Here is a 23,118-nt window from a genome sequence, read left to right as displayed (position 1 = left end):
AGTGGGGAGGCGTTCATTTACGTGGCGATGAGCCGTTTGATGGTGAGGCGGTTGGCTCGCAAATGAGGCTTTTCGGACGGTTTCTTACATCCATCCTCAAATGCGAATACAACCTTCTCATCGGAATCACTCTGGGCACCGCCAAGCATGAAAAGTTTGCCGGCCTATTGGCGGAAGCTCTAATGCTGCTCAATTCCAGATTGCGGCTGGCTGCTCTTGCTCTTATTCCCGGAGCACTTTCAGCATCGGTGATAGATCATTGCCTAGAAGAGTCCATCCTCCGAAACGAGGGGATGACGATTAAACTGAGGATGATGGCTAGGTAGCCAACCGCGATAGCGACGAGTGTCAACCGCAAGCCTAGTATCTCAAGAAAGTATCCACTGAGCACCATTCCAAGCGGAACCATAGCGAGCGCAAGTGCGAAGAAGACGCCGAATACCCGTCCGCGCACTTCCGGGGGGGTATGCTCATGAACCACAGTATAAAGCAGCGCGTTGAGTGGGCCAGCAGCAAGCCCCATAACGAAGAGAATCACCATAACGATGCCGAAGGACGAGGTGTAGGCTAACACCCAGAAGGGGAGCCATGCTGCAACAAGAGCTACGACACAGGTTCTCCAGCGCGGCAACCGGTGTCCTATAAACCCATAGATGATGGAGCCTATCAGGGCTCCTCCTCCCAAACCTCCGACCATAAGTCCTAGACTGATAGCGCTACCGAAGACGGTGTCCGCATAGACTGGCAGAGCGATGGTCACGAACGGTGCGTCGAGAAATTCTGAGGTCGTGTAAAGTAGAAAGACCGAAAGAATCAATTTGTTATGGCGAATGAAAGCGAGACCAATCCAGAGTTGGTTGATGTAGCCCTCTCCCGATTCTTTCTCCTCTCTTGCTTCACGCCGAGCAGGGACAGCTATAGCTATGACTAGTGCAGACACTATGAAGGTTGCAGCGTTGAGCCACATCACATTGCTCGCTCCCAATATTGCAATAAGGACTCCTCCCAAGGGAGGCCCGATGAGTTGCGACAGACGCAGGATCGCTTGGTAAGCTGAGTTGAGTCTTTCGATAGGGGTCTGTGCGTCTCTTGCCAGCTCGGGCAGCATGCTCAGGCGCGCCGTTCTGCCCGGAGCATCCAGTAGTGCCCCGACAAAGACTAATATTAGCAGCAACCACAGAGGAAGGCCTATAGTGAGGTAGAGTAATGGTATCATCGCGACGGTTATCCCGCTAGAGATATCAGAGGCGATACTGGACCGCCTAAATCCCAAGCGATCCAGTAGTGGACCGCTGAAGATCCCGGCAATTACGAATGCGAGAATCATGGTAGCTCCCGTTATTCCCGTCTTCAACGGGCTCCCCGATGTCTGAAGCACAAACCATGGGATCGCGAGGCTAGCCAAAACATTGCCAAACTCCGAAAGCCCGGTTACCCCGAGCAAAGCAATAGTAGGAGTATGTTTCCTTCTAATCGAGAAAGAAACATCGGACGTAGCGGTGCCCATACGGCGGTATAGTCCCTTAAGAAGGAATATGCTCACAACACTCTAGTACTCATTGCACATTCGAGTGGGCCACTCTGCTTTGCTGATTTCGCTCCACTCCGAGTCAGATACCTCCCACAATCCTCTGTGAAAGTTGTAGAATTCGAGAGACTACTTCGACGCTTATAAACTTGTCCAGGGTCTAAAGCAGCTTCGGCTATACCCATGAGAAACGTCTATCGCTCCTGGAGAGGTCAACTCAATGGGCGCCAGAACTAATTCAGCGGTTCACCGAGGCCTGTTAGTGCTTCGTGCTGCCGCTCTCTGGCACTTCGGGCTAAGATACCGGCACCCGAAACGCCAAGGACAATCTCTTTGGTCCAGTCCAAGCCAAGGTTATTCTCAATAAGCTCATCCCTGAATGCAGCTGTAAAGAAGGCTCCGAGGCCCAGCCACGCCGCAACGAGGTAGAAAGTTTGGCTTAGGTGACCGAGGTCTATCATTAGTCCCCTGTAAGCCCTAGCAGTCTCGTACTTCCACACCTGGCGGTCGAGCACAGCAGCGTAGATAAAGACAATACCGGCTCTGCTCGTGTATTCCTGGCCCCCGCACATCTCTGGGAAACGATCCCGGTAGTCACCGGGCGAGATCAATTCCAATCCGTGATGCTTTACCGAGTAGTGGTATATACCAGGATCAATGCCTTCGACATGGAAAACGCACGGGTAAACCTCAATAGAGTGGCGTGCTCCTCCCGAAGGGCTAGTTTTCAGAAGCACTTCTCCGGTGCCTTTGGTCTGAACCACATGGGTCGCTCCACAGAAGTAGTACAAGAGAGCCGACAGCTGAGAAGCAGTAATGGGTCTGTCGGGAGCCAGCACGCGCGTCGTCCGGCGGCGCAAGAGAACGTTTATAAAACTGTCTTCATCTACGTTTCTCTCTTTCTCCGATGTAGGATAAGGTTTGTCAAGAGGTACCAGCTTGGCTCCAGAATATTCCTTATACACGGACGGTGGTGGAGATAGATTGGCCTTCTCTGACAAGCGGTCGGCATCGGTTGCACCGCTCAGAAATTTGGTGCTTGCAGATGTTCTACCAGAGAATCGAAAGTACTTTGCCCCCTGTCCCCATACGTCCCATATCTTGAGCTTATTCTCCAAACGGTGCGCCTCAGAATTCTGCTCTATAAGTATTCCAGCATCGAGCAGTTGCTGCGTCAAGGCGCGCAAATTTGAATTAGCCTCGTTATTGCGCTCTAGTTCGACTACCGTGTTGATGTCCTTCCAGTCCGAGAACCATCGCAGTAGCGGCTCTGCGATAGGAGAGAGAGCCCGTTGTTTGCATGCCAGAAAGTTGTCACAGATGAGCTGCCCATCACGCCAGAACAGCACCAGGTTTTGGGATGTTTTTACCATCATGATGATCTACCCTCCAACTGCTCGACTATAAACGACGCTACCTTATCTGTTATCTTGGTGGAGGTATCATTGCCCTGGGATTCGAAGTACACCCAGTCTCCGGTGGGATTAACTTCCAGGAATACATACTTGCCTTCGTCGTCTAGGAGAAGGTCAAAAGCACCGTACTCCAGGTCTGTAAGCCCCATGAAGTTTATCAGCTTCTCAAGAATTTCACTCGGTAAATCGTATTCTTGTACGAACACCTCTTTGGGACACTCCCAAAGACTCGCAGGTTCCGCCTTGGTTACCGCCACGGCAGCGACCTTTCGACCAGCTATAGTTACGCGCACTTCCTGCATATGGGGTATGTATTCTTGATAGATGCAGGGGACCAAGTTCGCGCCTGATAAGGACTCAAGGTTAGACTCGGTGATAATGCGAGGAAAAACTCCGTGGAGAACCCCCGGCTTTAATTCAAGAAAGTGGCTCCCCAGGACCTTAGCTACCAGTTTTCCGGAAGTTGACCTCAGAAAGGACCTTATGCTGTCTAAATCATTCGATACGAGGGTTTCTGGTGTAGGTAAACCGATAAGGCGCGCAAACTTTAGCTGAGAGATTCGATCCAATCGTCCGATCGCCTGGGGATGGTTTATCCACAAAGGAGAAGTTAGCAATGATGATAGGCTTTGCACCATAGACCCCCACTCTGCGCGGATGAAAGATTCAACAATCGCATCCTCGGCAGGTGATGTAATGGAGGTTGTATCAAAGTGCCGGAGCCAGATTACACTTAACTCGTCAAGATTCTGAGAACTTACCTTAAACGATGGAGTTTGGCACTCGGGGCTATCATGCAAAGTGAGCGTCATAGTATCGGACAAGCAGTCCGCATCTATCCTAATGTAGTGCACCCCATATTGCGCTAAGCGCAGGCCAACAGCGTCAGCCTCGCTATCTCCAGTCCTCGTTAACATAAGCACTCTGGGTTTATCTGGAGCTTCAAGGAGCTTGCTCCTAAAGATCCTGCACATCCGTGTCCGGAAGTCTCGCGATCGAGGAGGAAGCTCTACAGAATAGCTCTGGTTGCGAAGTAGAAGCGGCAATTCTTTCATTACATCTCCTATCTGATTGATTAACTCCTAAACCGGTGGCAGGCGAGCACACCACTGTGGCCGTCCACCCGCCACCGATTGCCTATCGAGCCCCTATTCTTTTAGTTGTCCTTCTTGAGGACGTAGTCGGCGCTCTCGTACTCGTCGATGTACTCCTCGAAGGCAGACACCTCCTCGGCAGACATCTGACCCTTCAGCGAGTCGCGAAGCCTCGTATCCTCGATGGCATTTGCCAGCGTCTCAAGCTGCATCTTTAGTTTCACCTCCTTTCCGTTTTTCGCTAGCAAATCGGCTAACAGGAGCGTCAACCGATGCATTTACCAATAAGACCCTTGATTGGTCAAAATAGTTTTAGTAATTTATCGATGTTCACTAAAAATTCATTGGGGAAGTGAAGTAAAGGAGGGTGCTGTGGCCACAACAGATATGCCCAATCGGGCTCAAAGCTGGGACTGGGACGCAGTTCGACACCGGTGTCTAAGGTTGGCGTTGAGCCTGCTGAGATCACAGGAGGACGCTGAGGAGGCTGTGCAGGAGGCGCTATTAAGGGGCTGGCAGCATGCGGAGACTTGCCGTAATCCAGAAGCTCCTATACCGTGGCTGCTGACCATAACCCGTCGCGAGTGCATGCGCTTGGCACAGCACCGCAACCGGGAAATGAAGAAGATAGAGAAGTGTGGCGAACGGTCTGGCAGCTATTATGATCTAGGGCACAATGTTGCTTTGTCGATCGACCTAGAGGCTGCGATAGCAAAGCTCTCGCAAGAAGATAGGGAACTTTTCCATCTCTGCTACGTGCAACAGCTACGACAAACGGAGATAGCAAAGACTGCTAGTTTACCTGAGGGTACGGTCAAGACGAAGTTACGTAGAATTCGAGCAAGAATAAGATCAAGTGTGGAGGTTAGGTAGGTGCAAGGCCTAGAATTTCTGACCGATCCCAAAATAGTTAAGATGCTGGCGCATCCGTTGCGCCTTCGGTTGCTGATGGCTCTACAAGGTCGTGAAGCAAGCCCCAGTCAGCTTGCGGATGAGCTAGGGGTTGCATTAGGGACGGTTAGCTACCACATGCGCATCCTTCACGAAAAAGGATTCATTAAGTTAGTGCGCGAGGAGCAGAAGCGCGGTGCGATGGAACATTATTACGCGCCCGTACAGTGGGTAATCTCAGAACAAGCCTGGAAAAACTTACCTGATTCACTCCAAGCAGGAATAATTGGTTCTGCACTTTCCCAGATTGGCGAAGATGTCTTCTCCGCGGCATCTGCTGGTGGATTTGATGCTCCGCACTCACACTTGACCCGGGATATTGTGTTTCTCGACGAAGAGGGAGCCAACCAGCTCTCTAAGGAGGTCGCCAACTTGATGGACCGTGCTTTGGCCATCGAGGCTGAATCCAAGGCGAGATCAAAGAACTCCAGGGAGAAAGCAACTCAAAGGTTCCATCTCGTGCTTATGTTTTTTAGTTCTCCCGAAGATGCAAACGTGCGGAATTTATCCAAGTAGCAGGCAGAACAACGAGCGAGAGGAGGCGAACGCTACCCCCTGCCTCCCGGCCGATATCAGCCCCACTAAGTGGGGTGCGATCAGGGCGGCCGGGGTCGGGCTCCCCCCTGCGCTGATGCCGAGGCGGCGCAGAAGCAGAGAAACCCGGGCGGCCAGAGGGCGGGTGGTTCGACACAGGCGGGACGTCATGAAAGAACCTGCGCCGGTTACGGTTGGTTTGGGCAAACCTCATCGTACCCGGTTGTGCCCCCTCGATCTTCGAGCCGATAAGTTATCCCGCCGCGTAAGCTCTGTTACGAAGCGACCTCCTGCAGCCGGCGCTCCAGGTCCTTGATCTCATCCCGCAGTTTGGCGGCGTACTCGAACTTCAGCTCCTCGGCGGCCTGAAGCATCTCGGCCTGCAGGTCGGCGATGAGCTTCTGGATCTCGGCCGGGTCTCCGGGCGCTTCGCGGGCGGCGGCCCGGCGGCTTGTGGACTTGTAGAGGCCCTTCGCCTCGGCGGCGATCAGGATGTCGGAGATGCCCTTCTTGATCGTCCGGGGCTCGATGCCGTGACGCTCGTTGTAGGCGGTCTGGATGGCGCGGCGGCGCTCGGTCTCCTCTATCGCCTTGCGCATCGCGTCGGTCTCCTTGTCCGCGTACATTATTACGCGGCCGCCCACGTTGCGCGCGGCCCGGCCGATGGTCTGGATCAGGGCCCGCTCGCCCCTGAGGAACCCCTCCTTGTCCGCATCCAGGATGGCGACCAGGGAGACCTCGGGGAGGTCCAGGCCCTCGCGCAGGAGGTTTATGCCTACCAGCACGTCGAACTCGCCGGCGCGCAGGCCCCGGATGATCTGGATGCGGTCCAGCGTCTCGATGTTGGCGTGCATGTAGCGCGCCCTTATGCCGCTCTCAAGCAGGTAGTCCGTCAGGTCTTCGGTCATCTTGATGGTGAGTGTGGTGATAAGGACCCGCTCGTTGCGCTCGATGCGCGCGTGCACCTCGTTCAGCAGATCGTCTATCTGGTTCTTGGTCGGGCGCACCTCCACCACCGGGTCCACCAGGCCGGTCGGGCGGATGATCTGCTCCACGACCTGCTCGCTGTTCTCCAGCTCGTACGGCCCGGGCGTGGCGGAGACGAAGACCATCTGGTTCGTCTTCAGCAGGAACTCGTCCCACTTCAGCGGCCGGTTGTCCAGGGCCGAGGGGAGCCGGAAGCCGTGCTCGACCAGTGTCGTCTTGCGCGAGCGGTCACCGTTGTACATGCCCCGGATCTGGGGCAGCGTGATGTGCGACTCGTCTATGAAGGTGACGTAGTCGTCGGGGAAGTAGTCGAGCAGGGTGTAGGGCGTGGAGCCCGGAGCCCGGCCGTCCAAATGCCGGGAGTAGTTTTCGATCCCGGAGCAGTAGCCCAGCTCGCGCAGCATCTCCAGGTCGTACTGTGTCCGCTGCCGGAGCCGGTACGCTTCGAGCACCTTCCCCTCCCGCTCCAGCTCGGCGTAGCGCTCCTCCAGCTCCGCCTCAATGTTCTGCAGCGCGCGCTGCAGCCGGTCCTCGGCGGTCACGAAGTGCGTCGCCGGGTAGATGGTCAGCAGCTCGGACGAGCGCAGGATCTCGCCCGTCACCGGGTCTACCTCATCTATCCCCTCCACTTCGTCCCCGAAGAACGAGACGCGGTAGAAGGTGTCCTGGTAGGCCGGGTGAACCTCCAGCACGTCGCCCCGCATCCGGAACGTGCCGCGTCCGAGCTGGTAGTCGTTGCGGGCGTACTGGATCCTGACCAGGTCCCTGAGCACGTCGTCCAGGTCGTAGAAGCCGCCGGCCTCCAGCAGCACCATCTTCGAGCGGTACTCCTCCGGGCTTCCCAGGCCGTAGATCGCCGAGACGCTGGCGACCACGATCACGTCCCGCCGCGTGAACAGCGCACTCGTCGCCGAGTGCCGGAGGCGGTCGATGTCCTCGTTTATCTGGGCATCCTTCTCGATGAACGTGTCGGTCTGCGGGACGTAGGCCTCCGGCTGGTAGTAGTCGTAGTAGCTGACGAAGTACTCCACGGCGTTGTTGGGGAAGAACTCGGAGAACTCGCTCGCCAGCTGCGCCGCCAGCGTCTTGTTGTGCGCGATCACCAGCGCCGGCCGCCCCACCCGCTCGATCACGCGCGCCATCGTGTGCGTCTTGCCGCTGCCCGTGACGCCGAGGAGCGTCTGGCAGCGCATCCCCTCCTCGATCCCGGCGGCCAGCCGCTCTATCGCCTGCGGCTGGTCGCCGGTGGGGAGGTACTCGCTGGTCACCGAAAAGCTGCTCACGTCCCCTATCTTATACCGCCGGCGGGGATTCTAAAGGGGACGATCCGCCCCGATGGCGAACGTCTTCTTGTACCCGCAGCCCGTGCAGCGCCCCTCCAGGAGCAGAACCCGCTCGCCCGTCTCCCGGTCCCGCAGCGGAATCTCGGAGGAGACCTCGTACCGGCCGCCGCACTCACCGCACCGCTCGCGCTCCACGAGCGCTATATGCGCTTGCTGTTCCTGCTTTCTGCGCCAGAAGAGCCCCATATCCCTTCCTAACGGAGCCGGTCGCCGTACAGCTCGGCGTACCGGTCCCGCGCCTCGGCCACGTCCTCCACGTAGTTACGGGTCTCGATGTAGGGGATGTCCCGCTCGATATCGAAGCCCTCGCGCCGGAGCCAGGCATCCACCCGGCCCTCGCCCGCGTTGTACGCGGCGAGCACCAGACGCTCGTCGCCCTGGTACTTCCGCTCCAGGTACGTGTAGTACCACGTGCCCATCCGGATGTTGACGTGCGGGTCCCGGAAGTCGCCCCCTATCCCAGAGCGCTCCGAGATGAAGACCGCCGTGTCCGGCATGATCTGCATCATCCCGTACGCCCCCCGCGGCGAGACGGCCTCCGGGTTGAACCGGCTCTCGACGTAGATGATCCCCGCGATCAGAGCCGGATCCACGCCATACAGCTCCCCCGCAGCCCGTATCGTCTCCTCGTACCGCAGGGGATAGACGGCCTCCTGCACCCGCCGCTCGGGCTCCAGCGAGGCCCACAGCCAGAGTACCAGCCCCGCAAGCACCACAACGGCTACGAGCCCGACCCACCGCCGCCGCCGGGCCCGCGCCCGCCCGTAGCGCCGCATCTTCGGCTTCGCTCTTGTCTTCGCCCTCGTGGCTATGCCCTCTTCTCCTTCAGCACCTCGTCCACCAGCTCGGCCGCCCGGACCCGCAGATCCTCCAGCGTCCCGTCGTTGTACACCACGAAGTCCGCCCGGCGCGCCTTCTCATCGGCGGCGAGCTGCCGGGTCTCTATCCCCCGCACCTGCTCCGGGCTCATCCCCCGTTCCCCGGCCCATCCCAGCCGCCGCTCCCCAGAAGATATCACGGCGGCGGTGAGATCGAACACCCTCTCCATCCCGGACTCAAAGAGCAGCGGGACCTCGGCCACGAACAACTCCGCTTCGGAGCGCCCGGCCCGCGCGAGCACCTCCCGCTCTACCCGCGGATGCAGGATGGCCTCCAGATCCCGGATGGCCTCGGGGGTCTTGAACGCTTCGGCGGCCAGCTTCCTCCGGTCTATCCCGGACTCCCCCCGCACGCCCGCACCGAAACGCTTGATTACCGCCGAGATCGTCTCCGGGTCCCGTGCCAGCAGCTCGTGCACGATCGCGTCCGTGGATACCGTCTCGGCCCCCAGCTCGGCCAGGAAGCCTACGAAGGTACTCTTGCCGGAAGCGAGAGAGCCGGTGACCCCCAGGGTCACCGGCTCTCTTCTCCTGTCGCTCCGGCCGGTTGCTATCGGTCTTCCAGGTCCAGGTCGCGCAGCGAGTCGAAGACGCCGCTCTGCAGCCCGTCGCCCACGCTGGAGCGCCGTTCATCGCGCCGCTCCCGGCGCGGCCGCTCCTCGCGCCGCTCCCGGCGTGGCCGCTCCTCGCGCTCCTCCCGGGGCTCCCGCAGCGAGAGCGAGAGGCGGCGGCGCTTGGCGTCCACGTCTATGATGCGCGCCTCCACCTCATCGCCGCTGCGAACGATCTCGTCCGGCGTCTCGACGTGATGGTCGGCCAGCTCGGAGATGTGGATCAGACCCTCCACCCCCTCGGCGACCTCCATGAACGCCCCGAAGGAGACCAGCTTGGTCACGCGGCCCCGGATCTTCTCGCCCACGTTCACACGCTCGACGACCTCCTGCCAGGGGTCCTTGCGGGTCTGCTTGAGCCCGAGCGAGATGCGCTCGCGCTCGCGGTCCACCTCCAGAACCTTGACGCTGACCTCCTCACCGACCTCAACGACCTCGCTCGGATGGTCTACGTGGTTCCAGGAGAGCTCGGAGATGTGGATCAGACCGTCTATGCCGTCCAGGTCCACGAACGCCCCGAAGTCCACCAGGTTCGAGACCTTCCCGGTCACGATCTGGCCCTCCTCCAGGGAGCTGAGGATGCGGTGCCGCTCCTCCTTGCGCTCCTCCTCCAGGACCGCCCGGCGCGAGAGCACCACGTTGTTGCGGCCCCGGTTGAGCTCGATGATCTTGCACTGCAGCTTCTGCCCCAGGAACGCCTCCAGATTCCGCACGCGCCGGATGTCCACCAGGCTCGCCGGCAAGAAGCCCCGGAGCCCGATGTCCAGGATGAGGCCGCCCTTGACGACCTCGATGACCGGGCCCTCGACCATCTCGCCGTTGGCGTAAGCCTCCTCGATCTTGTTCCACGCCCGCTCGAATGCGGCGCGCTTGGCGGAGAGGATCATGCGCCCGTCGGCATCCTCCTTCTGGAGGACGAGCGCCTCTATCCGCTGGCCGACCTCCACGATCTCCGCCGGGTCCGTGCCCTTGCGGATGGTCAGCTCGTTGGCCGGGATCACACCCTCGGACTTATACCCGATGTCAACGAGCACCTCGTCCTTGTCCACGCGGACGACCTCGCCCTCGACGATCTCGCCCTCCCTGAAATCCACGAGCACGCTCTCATCTTTGGGGACGAGCTCGCCGTCCTTCTCCTCGAAGAAGTCTCTCATGCTGACATTTTGGGATACTCTGGTCTCTGACATCTACTCGATTGCTTTCCTTCTACCTCGCTTGCAGCCGGTGATTATACAGAAAAACGGCGTACGCTTGACCGTCAATCCTGCTCTACCGCTCTTATTCTACCCTATTTCCGCAGGGCCATCGGACGCACCGAACCCCAGCGCTCCCCGACCTTGAGCTCGACCTCCAGCGGCGGGTCCAGATCGTAGGCCGAAACCATGCTCCCGACCGCCAGATCCGCCACCTCCTCCATCCGGCCTCGCTCCACGTCGAAGACGAGCTCGTCGTGCACCTGCATCAGGAGATCCGCACCCATCCCGGCCAGCCGCGGGTGCAGATCCACCATCGCCGCCTTGATGATGTCGGCCGCCGTCCCCTGCACCGGGGCGTTGACGGCTATCCGCTCGCCGAACTTGCGCTGGTTCCTGTCGGAGCTGCGCAGCTCCGGCACGTACCGCCGCCGCCCGAAGAGCGTGGTGACGTACCCGCGCTCCTCACCCTCCCGGAGCGTGCGCTGGATGAACTCGGTGACCTTCGGATAACGCTCCAAGTACCGCTTGATGTACCGCTCGGCCTCTTTGGGGTGCACGTTTCCGAGCCGCGTGGCGAGACCGTACCCGGAGATGCCGTAGATGATCCCGAAGTTCACCATCTTGGCCCGCCGCCGCAGCTCCGGCGTCACGCTCTCGGGCCGCACGTCGAAGACCTCGGCGGCGGTGCGGGTGTGCACGTCCTCACCGGTCCTGAACGCCCTCAGCAGCGCGGGCTCGCGGCTGAGGTGCGCCAGGATCCTGAGCTCTATCTGCGAGTAGTCCGCGACCAGCAGCAACCGGCCCGGCGAGGCGGTGAACGCGTCCCGGATCCTCATCCCCAGCTCCGTGCGCACCGGGATGTTCTGGAGGTTCGGGGAGTCGCTGGAGATGCGGCCGGTGGCCGTCGTGGTCTGGTTGAGGGTGGTGTGTATGCGCCCGTCCTCCCCGATGAGGGCGGAGAGCCCGTCTATGTAGGTGCCCTTGAGCTTGGCTAGCTCCCGGTAACGGATTACGTGGCCGGCTATGGTGTGGCCCTGCAGCGCGAGCTGCTGCAGCACCTTGGCGTCGGTGGAGTAGCCGGTCTTGGTCCTGCGCACCGGCTGGATGCTCATCTCCTCGAAGAGCACCTCCGAGAGCTGCTTGGTGGAGTTGATGTTGAACTCGCGCCCGGCCTCGGCGAAGATCTCCCGCTCCAGCTCCCGCATCCCGGCCTCGATCTCCTCCCCCACCTCCGAGAGGACCGCCCGGTCCACGGGCATCCCGGTCCGCTCCATCTCCGCCAGGATGTCGGCGAGCGGCAGCTCTATCTCGTACAGCAGCCGGCTCAGCCCCTGCTCCTCCAGCTCCTCGTCCAGCACGGGGGCGAGCGCGTAGACGAGCGCCGCCCGCCGCGCGGCGGCCTCCACCTCGAAGTCCTCGTGCTCCACCTCCACCTCGGCGAGCCCCCGCTCGGCGACGAGCGCCTCCGGCTCGTAAGCCCCCATGCCGGGCCGCAGCAGGTAAGCGGCCAGGTACGTGTCGAACTTAGCTCCCCGCACGCCCGTCCGTTTGGCGTCGTGCACGATGAGGGGGCGCTCCGGCAACCCGCTCAGCACCCGCACGGAGTCCTCGGCCACGGCGACACACCACCGGCCGCCGGCCTTCGCGACGGCGACCGGCTCGTCTCCCGGCTCCACCCCCTCCCCGGAGACGGCCACCTTCACCCGCTCGGGGAGCTCGAACTCGCCGCCCGCGGCCACGGGTAGTTCGGCTACCCGGCTCTCCAGCGTGCGGAACTCGTAACGCCGCAGCACCTCCCGAGCTTCGGGCGAAACACCCTCGAACTTCAGGGCTTCGGGCTCCAGGCGCACCGGAGCGTCGAAGCGCATCCTCGCCAGCTCCAGCGAGAGGAAGGCGCTCTCGCGCCCTTCCTCCAGCTTCCGGCGCATGCCTTTGGCGGAGATCTTCTCCAGGTTCGCGTAGAGGTTCTCCACCGATCCGAACTCCTGCAAGAGCTTGGCAGCGCTCTTGGGGCCGATGCCGCGCACGCCGGGGATGTTGTCCGAGGGGTCGCCGGTGAGTGCCTTGTAGTCCGGGATCTGCTCCGGAGCCACCCCGTAGTCCTCCACGACCTCCTCGCGGCCGTAGAGCCTGGTATCCGAGACGCCCCTGGTGGTGCGCAGCACCTTCACACCGCCGTCCACGAGCGCCATGGCGTCCTGATCTCCGGTGACGATGCGCAGCTCCACGCCGTCCGGCACCTGCCGGGAGAGGGTGGCGATCACATCATCGGCCTCGAACCCCTCGACCCGCAGCACGGGTATGTTCATGGCGGCGAGGATGCGGTCCAGGTGCTCTATCTGCCGCCGCAGCTCGTCCGGCATCGCGGAGCGCTGAGCCTTGTACTCGGGGTAGACCTCCACTCGGAACTCCGGGACACCGGCGTCCCAGACCACCGCGACGCCGATCTCGCCGTCCTCCTGAAGCAGCTTCAGCAGCATGCTGGTGAAGCCGTAGAGCGCGTTTGTGGGCAACCCGCCGCTGGTGGCGATGCTCTGCGGCAGCGCGTAGAAGGCCCGGTAGAGCAGCGAGTAGCCGTCTATGAGATATATCCGCATGCGGTGATTATACTTGGAGCAGACTGGAGTGCCCCCGGCGTTCCTACCAGCCCTCCCCCGAGTGCTGTCCCAGGGTGGGCGGAGGTAGCCGCACCGGCGGGCGCTCGCCGTCCACCAGCAGAGGAGAGGCCAGAAGCCGCAGCGTCCCGGCTGCCGGATGTGAAACTTCCCGCAGCATGCCCGATTGCAGCGTGTGCTCGCTCTCCAGCGCCTCCGGGATGGTGTTCACCGGACCGCAGGGGACCCCGGCGGCCCGGATCTTCTCCACCCAATCGTCCGCCGGACGCTCGGCGAAGGTCCGCCCCAGCTCCGCGACCAGCTCCTCCCGGTTCTCGACCCGCCGCGGGTTGGTAGCGTAGCGCGTATCCCCTGCCAGATCCTCCCGGCCGACCGCCCGGCAAAGGTTGCGAAACTGGGCGTCGTTCCCCACGGCGAGCGCGAAATACCGGTCGGAGGCCCGGAAGGTCTGGTACGGCACGATCGTGGGGTGGGCGTTGCCGAAGCGCCGCGGCTCCTCGCCGGAGACCAGGTACTCCTGCGCCCGGTTGGCGAGCCAGGCGAGCTGGGTCTCAAAGAGCGGCACCTCTATGCGCGCTCCCTCGCCCGTCACCTCCCGCCGGCGGAGGGCGGCCAGGATCGCCACGGCGGCGTAGAGCCCGCAGACGATGTCCGCGATGGCCACCCCGACCTTCATCGGCTCCCCGCTCTCCTCCCCCGTAACGGACATGATGCCGCCCATGGCCTGGATCAGGAAGTCGTAACCGGGCCTGTCCTGCTCCGGCCCCGGACCGAACCCGGTTATGGAGCAGTAGACGAGACCGGGGTTCTGCTCCCTTAGCTCCTCATAGCCCAGCCCCAGGCGGTCCAGCGTGCCGCGACGGAAGTTCTCTATCAGGACGTCGGCGCCGCGCGCGAGCTCCCGGACGCGCAGCAGATCCCCGCCATCCTTCAGGTCCGCGGTCATCGAGCGCTTGTTGCGGTTCACGGCCAGAAAGTAGGCCGACTCGCCGTCCGCGAACGGCGGCCCCCAGTGGCGGGTGTCGTCGCCCCGCTCCGGGTGCTCGACCTTCAGCACTTCCGCTCCCAGGTCCCCGAGCACCATCGTCGCGTACGGCCCGGCGAGGACCCGGGATAGGTCGAGAACCTTCAACCCTTCGAGCGGGAGCATCAGATCGCCCGCACCATCCCGCCGTCCACCAACAGCGCCTGGCCCGTGACGTAGGTGTTGGCTCCCGAGGCCAGGAAGGCCGCCACCCGGGCGAACTCCTCCGGCTCCCCGTAGCGCCCGAGCGGGATCTGGGACTCGGACCGCTCCCGCACCTGCTCGACCGGAATCCCAAGCCGCTCCGCCTGCCCCTCGTCTATGGAGAAGAGCCGCCCGGTGGCGATGCGCCCGGGACCTATGGTGTTGACGAGGATGCCGTCCGGGGCCAGCTCCCCCGCCAGCGTCTTGGCCAGCCCCAGCACCCCGGCCCGGAAGGTGTTGGAGAGGATGAGGTTGTCTATGGGTTGCTTGATGGACGAGGAGGTGAAGTTCACGATGCGCCCGTAGCCCCGCCCGCGCATGTGCGGCAGCGCGGCCCGGATGAGGCGCACCACGCTCAGGAGGTTCAGCTCGAAGGCCCGCTGCCAATCCCCGTCCCCGAAGCTGTCGAAGCTCCCGGGCGGGGGACCGCCCGCATTCGTGATAAGGACTTCCAGGCTGCCGAACCTCTCCACGGCCCGCTGTACGAGCTCCTCCACGTCCGCCGCCCGCGTCAGGTCGGCGATGACCGGCTCGGCCTCGGAGCCGGTCGCCCGCTCTATCTCCGCCGCCGTCTTACGCACCTCGGCCTCGTCACGGCCGGATACGACCACCCTGGCCCCCTCGGCCGCAAGCTGCATCGCCGTCGCCCGGCCGAGCCCCTTGCTGGAGGCCGCAACCACCGCCACATGACCGCCCAGACCCAGATCCACCTACAACACCTCCTGCCTTTCCACCGGATTTACCAGCGGCTCGAAACCGCTTATCTCGCAGCCGGCCACGTCTCCTTCCCGGATGACGGCCGCTCCCGGCGTCCCCGTGGAGATGATGTCGCCGGGCAGGAGCGTCATGCCGCGGGAGTGGAAGGAGATCAGGGCCCGCGGCGAGAAGGTCATGTTCGCTACCGCGTTCCTGCGGTGTACCCGCCCGTTGATAACCGTGGCCACCTCCAGATCCCCCAGGCTCTCCACCTCGTCCGGCGTCACCAGGTGCGGCCCGAAGCTGAAGAACGTGTCGAAGCTCTTGGAGCGGGTCAGGTACCGGGGGTTGCGCTGCAGGATGTCCTCGGCCGTCATGTCCAGCACGCAGGTGAAGCCCGCAACGTACTCCAGGGCCTCCTCTTCGGCGACGTTCCGGCACTCCCGCCCGATGACGACCCCGAGCTCGGCCTCCGCCGTCACCCGCTCCGACTGCTCCGGGAGCCGGATGGCCTCTCCCGGCCCGATGATCGTGGTGTACGGCTTCATGAAGCTGGCGGGCTCTTCCGCAGGGGCCCTCTCGCCCAGATCCCCGGCGTGCTCGACGTAGTTGAGGCCGATGCCCCAGATCTTGGGCGGCCGCCGGTAGAGCGGGGCGTACTCGACCCGCTCGAAGGGAACCGCAAGCTTCTGCCTGTCCTGTGGCGTCAGGCTCTCTAGAGCGGCGCGCAGCTCGCCGAGCAGCCCCTGCGCCAGCAGGGCGTCCAGGCTCTCCGGATACCGGCGCCCGGAGGCACGCCCCAGCTTTGGCACCGGGATCAGGCCCCCGGACACGACGACCGCAGCGCCCTCTCCACCCTCCCGGCGTATGCTCGCCAGCCTCAACTTCCGCCCTCCACGCAAGACATGCTAGCAGAGAGAGCCGGACTCCGGACCGCTACGGCGCGAGACGCTCCAGAATCCAGCGCCCGGCCGACCGGCGGTAGCGCAGCCGGTCGTGCATCCGGTTCTCCCGGCCGGCCCAGAACTCCATGATCTCCGGCACGACCCGGTAGCCGCCCCAGTACGGCGGGCGCGGTATCTCGCGCCCCCGGTACTCCTCCTCCAGCTCGCGCAGCTGCCTCTCCAGCTCCTCCCGGCTCGGGACGACCCGGCTCTGCCGGGAGACCAGCGCCGCCAGCTGGCTCCCAGGGGGGCGGCTGCGGAAGTACGCGTCGGACTCTGCGGCCGTCAGACGCTCGACCCGGCCCTCGATACGCACCTGCCGCTCCAGCTCGGGCCACCAGAAGACGAGCGCGGCGCGCGGATTCTCGTCCAGTTCCCGTCCCTTCCGGCTCTCGTAGCTGGTGTAGAAGACGAACCCGCGCTCGTCGAATCCCTTCAGGAGCACCATCCGGGCCGAGGGCCGGCCGCTCGCGCTCGCGGTCGCGAGCGTCATCGCTGTCGGCTCCGGAAGATCCGCGCTCAGCACGTCCTCGAACCAGCGGCGAAACTGCTCCACCGGGTCGGAGGCAACCTCCCGCTCGTCCAGACGCCCGGCAGCATACTCCCGGCGGATGCCCTCCGGGGACCTTGAGCTCCCGTGAGATAGTCCTTCACGCACCATCCGGGATGATAACACCGTCTACCTCACCGCCCCGAAGAGGGTGGCGTTGAGATGATGGCCGCCGTTATGGCCGCCGTCGTCGCCGACTGCAGCGCGGCCTGCGCGTCGGCGAACGCGCCGGATACCACGCCCCCGACGAACTCGCCGGAGGCGATGCGCTCCAGGCGCGGCCGCACCCGCCGGAGCTCCTCTTGGCTGAAGATCTCGCCGACAAGCCCGCAGGCCTCCACCAGACTCACGAGGGCCGCCAGATGCACCCCGGGATGTCTCTCCTCCAGTACGGCTCTCCGCACCCGGCGGCGGACCCTCTGCTCCGGGCCGGGATCCCGCTCGGGATACCGGCTGGAGGCGAAGACCCAGAGAACCCGCCCACTCTCCCTGCTCAAGACCCCCCGGTCCACCAGCCGGTCCACCACCAGTTCCCGCAATTCCGGAGTGGCTAGCCTGTCCACCCAGCCCCTCAGGTCCCGCAGTCTGCGCGTCTCCCTTACCCGGGCGAGGACATGATCCAGCACCGGCTCCCCGGTCCGGGAGGCGTCCGAGACCTCCAGCCGGCCGTCCCTCGCGGTCAGCCGGCCCTCGATCAGAAGCTCCATCAGCACGGCCCCGGCCAGCCCGTACTCCAGACGCCCGGCGGCAGCACCGACCACCTTGCCCGTCCGGGCATCGAACGCCAGAAGCGCCAGCTCCTCGGCCAGCGTTAACATGCCCTCACCTCCGGAATGGCGGACGAATCGTCCTGAATTCTAGCGCAGCAACCTCCCCGCTCGCCAGAAGAGCGCGCCCGGCAGGATTCGAACCTGCGGCCGGCGGATTAGAAGTTCGAAGAGACAGGTTCTAGCCCGTACTAATACGTCCGCAGATTCGGCTTATTTATGCGGTTTTGGCGGTTTGGCAGGTACCCTTCGTCCGTTCCGTACCGCTCCGCATCAGCTCGGTTGCGGTACGGTTGCGGTAAGTTTCGCCGGCCGAGTATGCGGCGAGGGGGATTAGGGGGCAGGGGCTGAAAGCCTCTGGAGGAGTTGGGCTGGAGTGACGACCTCGGCGCTGAAGGGTAGCTCGGCGTCGAGCAGGTGCCGATCCCAGGTGACGATGAAGTCTGCACCGGCGTCGTAGGCGAGGTCGGGTATCCACCGGTCTTCGGGATCGGGCACGCTGGGCCATTCCCAGCCTGGAGGCCGCCTGAGCTCGCCTTGCAGGCCCAGGTCCAGCGCCACCTCGAAGGCCCTGGCCGCGTTGAGGATCAAACCCTGCCGGTATCGGTTGCGGACGGTCCTCACCAACTCGACCAGGAAGGCGTCGGAGAGCGCCACCCTAATGTCCCCGGCGCCCACGGCGCGCAGGATCCGGTAGCTCGAAGCGCCCTCGTCGCCGATCAGGGCGGTTACGACCGCGTCCGTGTCGAGGACGACCAGCGGCCCGCTCAAAGGGGCTTATAGCCCTCGCGCCGGCGACGCTCTTCCCTGCGGTGCTCCCACTCCCGGATCTCCTCCGGGGTCGGCGCGGGCCTTCTCTCCTCTTTGAGGCCCAACCGCTCGCGCTCACGCCTGAGTTCTTCCCTCACCTCGTGCACGCCTTCCTGGGCGAGCCGCACTGCTTCGTCTTCAGGGAATTCGCCGGGGCGTTGGATCTCAGCCAGCCTCTCGACCGCGGTTCTAAGCTCCTTGACGGCCTCGGTGATCTCTTTGGCCGCGCGGGTCATCTCTTCGGTCTGTTTCTCTAACCGCTGTTCCATCTGAGGGCTCCTATCGTTCCGTCCAGATTGTCGCATGTTCTGCCCGATTACGTCGCCTTCCCCGAACTCGTCGCCCGCCTCCGCGCAAGCTCCCCCTCCGGGTCGTCAGTCTTACCCAGGTAGAGCTTCTTCTGCCTGCCGCCCTCGTGGTAGCGGAAGTACCAGTACGGTCCCTGTTCCTTGACCGTGCCGTCCTTGCACACGTACCGGCGGACCTCCGCCTGGAGCGTCCCGTCCGCATGCGGGCGGTACTCCAGCACCCCGGAGCCCGCCGGCTTGCCATCTTTCCCGGAGGCATCGTCTCCGAGCTCCCGCAGCCGCAGCTCGAGCTCCTCTCGCAAGCGGGCGAGCCCCTCCCGGTCGAGGTCCTTCAAGCCCGCGATCATCCGGTCCAGGTCCACGCGCCTCCTCTCGCATGTGCGCGCACAGATATAGTACCATTGTGCGCTCTCTTCGGGAGATGGTCAGGGGGCGCCGGCCGTGTGCGCCGGCGCCCCGGCGGGAAGAGGGCGTGCGTCAGGGAGCCCCGGCCACGAAGGCGCGCAGGGCCGCCTTGTGGCGAGCCCTCGCCGCCTCGACCAGTAGGCCGTCGCGCGGGTAGAGCCCGCACACCCGCAGGTACAGGTCGTAGCTCTGGCGGATCGCCGCCTCGGTGACCGGCTCAGCCAACGGCTCCGCGACCGCCTCCGCCAACTCCTCGGCGCGCCGGGCGCGAAGCTCCGCCATGAAGGAGACCGCCCGACCGTGGCGCGAGGCGGCGATCACCGCCGCGAAGACGTGCTTGCACGCCTTGCACCGGTTTTGGAAGTCCGCGCAGGTGCAGGACTCCTCTTCGAGATCCACCGCGTAGAAGCGCGGGCAGCTGCACGAAGGCACCCGCCAGCGCCTGTCCTGCATGGGCCGGATATCCACTCCCCGCTCCCGGAAGAGAACGAGACCGCGCAGCGCCCGAGACGTCTGCCGCTCGTGTACACTTTGCTCACTCAAGGACCAAACCTCCTTGGGTCGCGCCCGGGGCGGGACCAGCGCCGCCGGGCTTCTTTACACTCCGCACTGATTGTGCGCGTACAGTAATAGTACGGCAACATGGTGTTTTCCCAACATTAATTTTGTTTGATTTGCAGGAAAATCTTCCAAGCTAGAAGAGAGACGGCGCCGGAAGATAGACAAAGCCGGGCACACCCGCCAGGCGAAGCGAAGACCAGGAAACAGGCACGGAAGGCCGAGGCCCGGCACACCAAACCGGAAGGCCAGCGGACAGAGCGCACCGGATGGCGAGTGATGAGCCAGGGCCAAGGGAGCCGCCGGCGGGCGGGAAGACGCACAAGGCCGACGCACCGGCGACCACCGCACGGGTGCGAGCAGCCAGGCGGGCACGCGGCGGACCGGAAAACGACGAGGCGCGCACCACCACGGCCGAGATGCAGCACGAGCGGACGGCGGCATCAACGCCAGGGGCACAGCCGACGCGGACGGAGCCGCCGGCGGAAAGCACAGCCGCCACCACGGGAGAGACAGGAAAGGGCGAGCCATGACGGGAGCCGCAGAAAGCTACCACCCCACCGAGAGGGAGTGCAGAAGAAGAGCCAGATGTGTCGCTGCCAGAGATCATGTTTTGCCTGCCTGGAGGCGGGAGGGACCGGGAGGGCGGGGATGTCAAGGGGTAGGGCACGGCCGGTATGGAGGCCCCTTGACACCCCTTTAAGGGCGGCTTAGCCGTCCCCGCCCTCCCGGTGTAGCCTTCCCTGGCGTAGGCAAAACCCGGAACCCGGTCAGATCATGCGTGGATCCTTCGATGTCGGCGGAACTTTCACTCTGCGTCCTCAATGTGATTCGGGGCGGTGTGCCGACCTCCGGGAGGCTCTCCGCCTTTACGGCGTTGCGCTTCTCGCGATGTTCGATGAGGGCCGGGGTCGGCGTAGAGAAGCGGAGCCGACTGCGGACCGTACCGATGAGGATCGCCTTCCACAAGCGGCGAGCTTTAGCTGGCCGCCCTGTCGGGGCGCGTTACCGGAGAATGTCTGTAGAGGGCCGGGGGCCGACCATCCGGGGCGGCCTGCGGCCCGTACCTCCGAGCCTCGCCCTGCGCCGTTCCGCCGGGAGAGCACAGCCCGGTTCCTGCCAGGTTGCCGCAGGCAACCCCGAAGGGGCGGCATAAAGCCGCCTGGGAGGTAGGTGTGCGAGCCTTCCCGTAGGCGTGGCGATGTCGGGTAGCACCCCACGCAACCGTGGACGAAGGGTAAGTTGAACGAAAGGCGGGTTCCGCGGCATCCTTGTCGGTTGTGCAACGACCGGCAAAGAGAGAACCCGCATGAACCCGCAAGAGCAATTCTGCCACAACCGAACCTGCTGGGCCTACGGGCGCAAGGGAGAGGGGCATATCGTGATCCATAGCCAAAAAGAGCGGCGCTACCGCTGCAAAAGGTGCTCTGGCACCTTCACTCAGACGAAGGGCACCGCCTTCTATCGCCTCCACAAGCCCAACGAACTGCTCCTCTTGGTCCTTACTTTGCTGGCCCACGGATGCCCGATCCAAGCTGTCGTCGCCGCCTTTGGCATCGACGAGCGGACGGTAGCTCGCTGGCAGAAAGAGGCCGGCTTGCAGTGCCGGCGGGTGCACGAGCACCTGGTGCAAGCCGGAGGGGTCGAGCTTTCCCAGGTTCAGGCCGACGAGCTTAGGGTGCGAGCGGTCGGCGGGATCTTCTGGCTGGCTTCGGCTTTGGAGGTGAGGAGTCGGTTGTGGCTGGGCGGCGTCATAAGCGTGAGTAGGGATCGCGAGCTGATCCGCGCACTGCTCGGGAGGATAGCTGTTTGTGGGTCGGTGCGGACGATACTTTTGTGCACCGATGGGCTGGCTTGCTATGCCAAGCAAGCCTTGCGCCTCTTTAGGGAGCCCCTTCGCACCGGAAGAGTGGGCCGTCCCCGGCTCCTGTTGCCCGAGGGGGTGATGATCGCGCAGATTGTCAAGAGGTACAAACGTCGGCGGGTAATCGACGTGGTGCGGCGCGTGGTGGCGGGCGCCGAGACGACGGTACAACAGCGGCTGATGGAGACCCAGCGATCTTTGACGGCGCTGATCAACACCGCTTACGTAGAGCGATTGAATGCGACCTTTCGGGCGCGATTGGCGCCGCTGGCACGTCGCACCCGCGCCGGGGTGCATGAGCGAGCCACCCTCGAAGCCGGGATGTGGCTGGTGGGAAGTTGCTACAACTTCTTGTGGGCACATCTAAGCTTGCGCAAAGAGCGCGGCGAGGCACAGGATCCAGGAGGAGGCAAGTGGATCGAGCGAACACCTGCGCAGGCGGCGGGACTCACGGACCATTGCTGGACACTTGAGGAGCTTATGAGCTTCATGGTGCCGCCGGCCGACATACCCAAACGGCGTGGGAGGCGACCGAAGTGGCTGGTGGAGGCGGCGTGTGCAGCATGAGCACGGTTTACTGTGGTACTACCCGATGTCGCGATCCGGTCTCATAATCCCGCTTTGACGGCAGCGAAAGCCACTGCATCGATGCCGATCTGCGTGCTCTACAACTTTCTTGTTCGCCCGTCACGATCGTATGGTGCGAGACGGGCGAACAGCCTCAGAGCGAAGAGGAAGTCGACGGTTATTGCCACTTGGGGAGGTTGAAGGTGGGCCAGCACCAGGCTGTCGAGTAAATTGGCAAGGCTGCCGAGGACAAAGCCAAGTGCCGTTCCGCCGACTCCCACTCCGTCCCTCCGGGTCACGCCTTCGATGGTGATGCGAATAGGGCCGAACTCGCGCCAACGCTCGTCAGGCTCCGGGCGCTCTTCCGGCTCGTGCCTCCGCCCGGCACCGGTTAGCGGCCACGAGATTCATGCTCTCCTGCTCTGCGGAGCCGGGTGGTCGGGAAGCCGGATGACCATCAGGCGAGCGTGGCGGAGTCTTCAGGCCATGCTCGTGGAGGCCATCAGGGTCCCTGCCCGGCCCTCTACTCCACCTCCAGGTAGGTAGAGAGCAGCGCGAAGAGGGCGAAGCCGCCGATGAAGGCCAGGGACGAAAGCGGGGACTCGGGGACCTCCTCGACCGCCTCAGGCACCAGTTCCTCGACCACCAGCGTACTGAGAACCCCGGCGGTGAAGGTGAGCAAGAGGAGCTTGTTGAGCTCGGACGCGTCGCGCATCAGCCAGTAGCCGAGCGTGGCGCCCAGGAAGATGGGCGCCGCGAAGGCCGCCGAGAGGAGCAGGCGCCGGCTGCGCGGGACGCCCCTTCTCCTGAAGTTGGCGACGGTGGCGAAGCCTTCCGGGATGTCCGAGGGCACCTGTCCCAAAGCCAGGAGCAGGCCGAGGCCCACGGCCACCGTCGAGCCGGTGCCGACCATGATCCCGTCGGAGAAGAGGTCAACCGAGACGCCGAAGAAGATCACCCACGGCCCAGCTCCGCCCTCGCCGCCGTAGCGGTCGTTGAGGCGCTGTATGGCCCAGTCCACGGCCACGTAGAAGACGCCGCCCAGGACGAAGGCCAGAACGATGGCCCAGGCCGGGTCGGCCTCCAGCGCCCGGGGCATGAGCTCCACGGCCACCACGGCGACCACCACGCCGGCGGCCGAGTAGAGGGCGAGGTTGAGCATCAGGCGCGAGACGGGCACGAACTCGGCGAGCGCCCCGCCCGCGAAGTTGCCGAGTGCGGGCAACGCGGCGAACGCGAGTACGACCAGGTACTCGTTCAAGGGGCTGC

At 63.5% G+C, this 23,118-nt stretch carries 24 protein-coding genes; 4 read left to right on the top strand and 20 right to left on the bottom strand.

Translation table 11 applies throughout. The features are described from left to right. The coding region (locus E0L93_RS16035) for a hypothetical protein (RefSeq protein ID WP_207890327.1) at positions 1 to 326 on the top strand (326 nt) is incomplete at its 5' end. Here the strand turns inward: E0L93_RS16035 and E0L93_RS04925 are convergent. The 4 genes from E0L93_RS04925 to E0L93_RS15725 all read right to left on the bottom strand — a co-directional run bounded on the left by E0L93_RS04925 (position 257) and on the right by E0L93_RS15725 (position 4,249). Further along, positions 257 to 1,507 (bottom strand): MFS transporter, encoded by a 1,251-nt coding sequence (locus E0L93_RS04925; protein WP_243638114.1) that lies wholly within the window; start codon positions 1,505 to 1,507, stop codon positions 257 to 259. The genes E0L93_RS16035 and E0L93_RS04925 overlap by 70 nt on opposite strands. 254 nt (positions 1,508 to 1,761) lie before the next feature. Then, positions 1,762 to 2,904: a SagB family peptide dehydrogenase gene (locus E0L93_RS04920; RefSeq protein WP_132689286.1), complete on the bottom strand. Its 1,143-nt coding sequence runs from the start codon at positions 2,902 to 2,904 to the stop codon at positions 1,762 to 1,764. Next, on the bottom strand, positions 2,901 to 3,245 hold the full coding sequence (locus tag E0L93_RS04915; RefSeq protein WP_132689283.1) for an MvdC/MvdD family ATP grasp protein: 345 nt from the start codon (positions 3,243 to 3,245) through the stop codon (positions 2,901 to 2,903). The genes E0L93_RS04920 and E0L93_RS04915 overlap by 4 nt, the downstream gene beginning before the upstream one ends. Before the next feature lie 854 nt (positions 3,246 to 4,099). After that, entirely contained in the window at positions 4,100 to 4,249 is a 150-nt protein-coding gene (locus E0L93_RS15725) for a hypothetical protein (protein ID WP_165874166.1), read from the bottom strand. A 175-nt stretch (positions 4,250 to 4,424) separates the two neighbouring features. Between E0L93_RS15725 and E0L93_RS04910 the strand changes: the two genes are divergently transcribed. Beyond that, entirely contained in the window at positions 4,425 to 4,910 is a 486-nt protein-coding gene (locus tag E0L93_RS04910; RefSeq protein ID WP_279387446.1) for an RNA polymerase sigma factor, read from the top strand. Next, on the top strand, positions 4,911 to 5,504 hold the full coding sequence (locus tag E0L93_RS04905) for an ArsR/SmtB family transcription factor (protein ID WP_132689277.1): 594 nt from the start codon (positions 4,911 to 4,913) through the stop codon (positions 5,502 to 5,504). A 293-nt stretch (positions 5,505 to 5,797) separates the two neighbouring features. Here E0L93_RS04905 and uvrB read toward each other — a convergent pair whose 3' ends face one another. The 15 genes from uvrB to E0L93_RS04830 form a co-directional block, all read right to left on the bottom strand. Next, on the bottom strand, positions 5,798 to 7,792 hold the full coding sequence (gene uvrB / locus E0L93_RS04900; RefSeq protein ID WP_132689274.1) for an excinuclease ABC subunit UvrB: 1,995 nt from the start codon (positions 7,790 to 7,792) through the stop codon (positions 5,798 to 5,800). Positions 7,793 to 7,822: 30 nt separating this feature from the next. Then, positions 7,823 to 8,038 carry a hypothetical protein gene (locus E0L93_RS04895; RefSeq protein ID WP_132689272.1) on the bottom strand — a complete coding sequence of 72 codons (216 nt, stop codon included), beginning with the start codon at positions 8,036 to 8,038 and terminating at the stop codon, positions 7,823 to 7,825. Between the two features lie 8 nt (positions 8,039 to 8,046). Next, on the bottom strand, positions 8,047 to 8,628 hold the full coding sequence (locus tag E0L93_RS04890; protein WP_132689269.1) for a lytic transglycosylase domain-containing protein: 582 nt from the start codon (positions 8,626 to 8,628) through the stop codon (positions 8,047 to 8,049). A gap of 32 nt (positions 8,629 to 8,660) precedes the next feature. Further along, complete coding sequence (coaE, locus tag E0L93_RS04885; protein ID WP_165874164.1) at positions 8,661 to 9,248, bottom strand: dephospho-CoA kinase; 588 nt, start codon at positions 9,246 to 9,248, stop codon at positions 8,661 to 8,663. A 32-nt stretch (positions 9,249 to 9,280) separates the two neighbouring features. Further along, a complete protein-coding gene (rpsA, locus tag E0L93_RS04880; RefSeq protein WP_132689264.1) occupies positions 9,281 to 10,528 on the bottom strand; it encodes a 30S ribosomal protein S1 in 1,248 nt (415 codons plus the stop codon). A 101-nt stretch (positions 10,529 to 10,629) separates the two neighbouring features. Next, positions 10,630 to 13,134, bottom strand: coding sequence for a DNA polymerase I (locus E0L93_RS04875; RefSeq protein WP_132689261.1), 2,505 nt, complete (start codon positions 13,132 to 13,134; stop codon positions 10,630 to 10,632). Between the two features lie 43 nt (positions 13,135 to 13,177). Then, entirely contained in the window at positions 13,178 to 14,302 is a 1,125-nt protein-coding gene (locus E0L93_RS04870) for a CaiB/BaiF CoA transferase family protein (protein WP_132689258.1), read from the bottom strand. Further along, the gene (locus tag E0L93_RS04865; RefSeq protein WP_132689255.1) at positions 14,302 to 15,090 is read right to left on the bottom strand and encodes an SDR family oxidoreductase; all 789 of its coding nucleotides are present in this window, start codon (positions 15,088 to 15,090) and stop codon (positions 14,302 to 14,304) included. The genes E0L93_RS04870 and E0L93_RS04865 overlap by 1 nt, the downstream gene beginning before the upstream one ends. Continuing rightward, positions 15,091 to 15,960: a fumarylacetoacetate hydrolase family protein gene (locus tag E0L93_RS04860; protein ID WP_132689252.1), complete on the bottom strand. Its 870-nt coding sequence runs from the start codon at positions 15,958 to 15,960 to the stop codon at positions 15,091 to 15,093. Positions 15,961 to 16,012: 52 nt separating this feature from the next. After that, complete coding sequence (gene pdxH / locus E0L93_RS04855; RefSeq protein WP_132689314.1) at positions 16,013 to 16,681, bottom strand: pyridoxamine 5'-phosphate oxidase; 669 nt, start codon at positions 16,679 to 16,681, stop codon at positions 16,013 to 16,015. Positions 16,682 to 16,704: 23 nt separating this feature from the next. Then, entirely contained in the window at positions 16,705 to 17,388 is a 684-nt protein-coding gene (locus E0L93_RS04850; RefSeq protein WP_132689251.1) for a GOLPH3/VPS74 family protein, read from the bottom strand. A gap of 282 nt (positions 17,389 to 17,670) precedes the next feature. Beyond that, positions 17,671 to 18,108 carry a putative toxin-antitoxin system toxin component, PIN family gene (locus E0L93_RS04845; protein ID WP_132689249.1) on the bottom strand — a complete coding sequence of 146 codons (438 nt, stop codon included), beginning with the start codon at positions 18,106 to 18,108 and terminating at the stop codon, positions 17,671 to 17,673. Further along, a complete protein-coding gene (locus E0L93_RS04840; protein WP_132689247.1) occupies positions 18,105 to 18,416 on the bottom strand; it encodes a hypothetical protein in 312 nt (103 codons plus the stop codon). Before E0L93_RS04840 ends, E0L93_RS04845 begins: the two co-directional genes overlap by 4 nt. Before the next feature lie 47 nt (positions 18,417 to 18,463). Beyond that, positions 18,464 to 18,817, bottom strand: coding sequence for a DUF6788 family protein (locus E0L93_RS04835; RefSeq protein WP_132689244.1), 354 nt, complete (start codon positions 18,815 to 18,817; stop codon positions 18,464 to 18,466). A gap of 115 nt (positions 18,818 to 18,932) precedes the next feature. After that, the gene (locus tag E0L93_RS04830; protein ID WP_132689242.1) at positions 18,933 to 19,403 is read right to left on the bottom strand and encodes a hypothetical protein; all 471 of its coding nucleotides are present in this window, start codon (positions 19,401 to 19,403) and stop codon (positions 18,933 to 18,935) included. 1,324 nt (positions 19,404 to 20,727) lie between these two features. Here E0L93_RS04830 and E0L93_RS04820 point away from each other — a divergent pair. Then, complete coding sequence (locus E0L93_RS04820; protein ID WP_132689236.1) at positions 20,728 to 21,849, top strand: hypothetical protein; 1,122 nt, start codon at positions 20,728 to 20,730, stop codon at positions 21,847 to 21,849. Positions 21,850 to 22,372: 523 nt separating this feature from the next. On the opposite strand, the gene E0L93_RS04815 is transcribed toward E0L93_RS04820, so the two are convergent. Then, on the bottom strand, positions 22,373 to 23,110 hold the full coding sequence (locus E0L93_RS04815) for a ZIP family metal transporter (RefSeq protein WP_132689233.1): 738 nt from the start codon (positions 23,108 to 23,110) through the stop codon (positions 22,373 to 22,375). Positions 23,111 to 23,118 lie beyond the last annotated feature (8 nt).

It is taken from the genome of Rubrobacter taiwanensis, from assembly GCF_004337705.1.
GTDB classification, from domain to species: domain Bacteria; phylum Actinomycetota; class Rubrobacteria; order Rubrobacterales; family Rubrobacteraceae; genus Rubrobacter_C; species Rubrobacter_C taiwanensis.
Note: the sequence above shows the minus strand (reverse complement) of the source record. Positions and strands in the feature narration are given on the sequence as shown.

Coding starts and splice junctions, on each gene's coding strand:
- E0L93_RS04875 (WP_132689261.1), bottom strand. CDS start 13,134: ATGCGGATATATCTCATAGACGGCTACTCGCTGCTCTACCGGGCCTTC.
- E0L93_RS15725 (WP_165874166.1), bottom strand. CDS start 4,249: ATGCAGCTTGAGACGCTGGCAAATGCCATCGAGGATACGAGGCTTCGC.
- E0L93_RS04820 (WP_132689236.1), top strand. CDS start 20,728: ATGAACCCGCAAGAGCAATTCTGCCACAACCGAACCTGCTGGGCCTAC.
- E0L93_RS04840 (WP_132689247.1), bottom strand. CDS start 18,416: ATGGAACAGCGGTTAGAGAAACAGACCGAAGAGATGACCCGCGCGGCC.
- E0L93_RS04850 (WP_132689251.1), bottom strand. CDS start 17,388: ATGTTAACGCTGGCCGAGGAGCTGGCGCTTCTGGCGTTCGATGCCCGG.
- E0L93_RS04915 (WP_132689283.1), bottom strand. CDS start 3,245: ATGCAGGAAGTGCGCGTAACTATAGCTGGTCGAAAGGTCGCTGCCGTG.
- E0L93_RS04910 (WP_279387446.1), top strand. CDS start 4,425: ATGCCCAATCGGGCTCAAAGCTGGGACTGGGACGCAGTTCGACACCGG.
- pdxH (WP_132689314.1), bottom strand. CDS start 16,681: ATGGTGCGTGAAGGACTATCTCACGGGAGCTCAAGGTCCCCGGAGGGC.
- E0L93_RS04890 (WP_132689269.1), bottom strand. CDS start 8,628: ATGCGGCGCTACGGGCGGGCGCGGGCCCGGCGGCGGCGGTGGGTCGGG.
- E0L93_RS04870 (WP_132689258.1), bottom strand. CDS start 14,302: ATGCTCCCGCTCGAAGGGTTGAAGGTTCTCGACCTATCCCGGGTCCTC.
- rpsA (WP_132689264.1), bottom strand. CDS start 10,528: ATGTCAGAGACCAGAGTATCCCAAAATGTCAGCATGAGAGACTTCTTC.
- E0L93_RS04920 (WP_132689286.1), bottom strand. CDS start 2,904: ATGATGGTAAAAACATCCCAAAACCTGGTGCTGTTCTGGCGTGATGGG.
- E0L93_RS04895 (WP_132689272.1), bottom strand. CDS start 8,038: ATGGGGCTCTTCTGGCGCAGAAAGCAGGAACAGCAAGCGCATATAGCG.
- E0L93_RS04925 (WP_243638114.1), bottom strand. CDS start 1,507: ATGGGCACCGCTACGTCCGATGTTTCTTTCTCGATTAGAAGGAAACAT.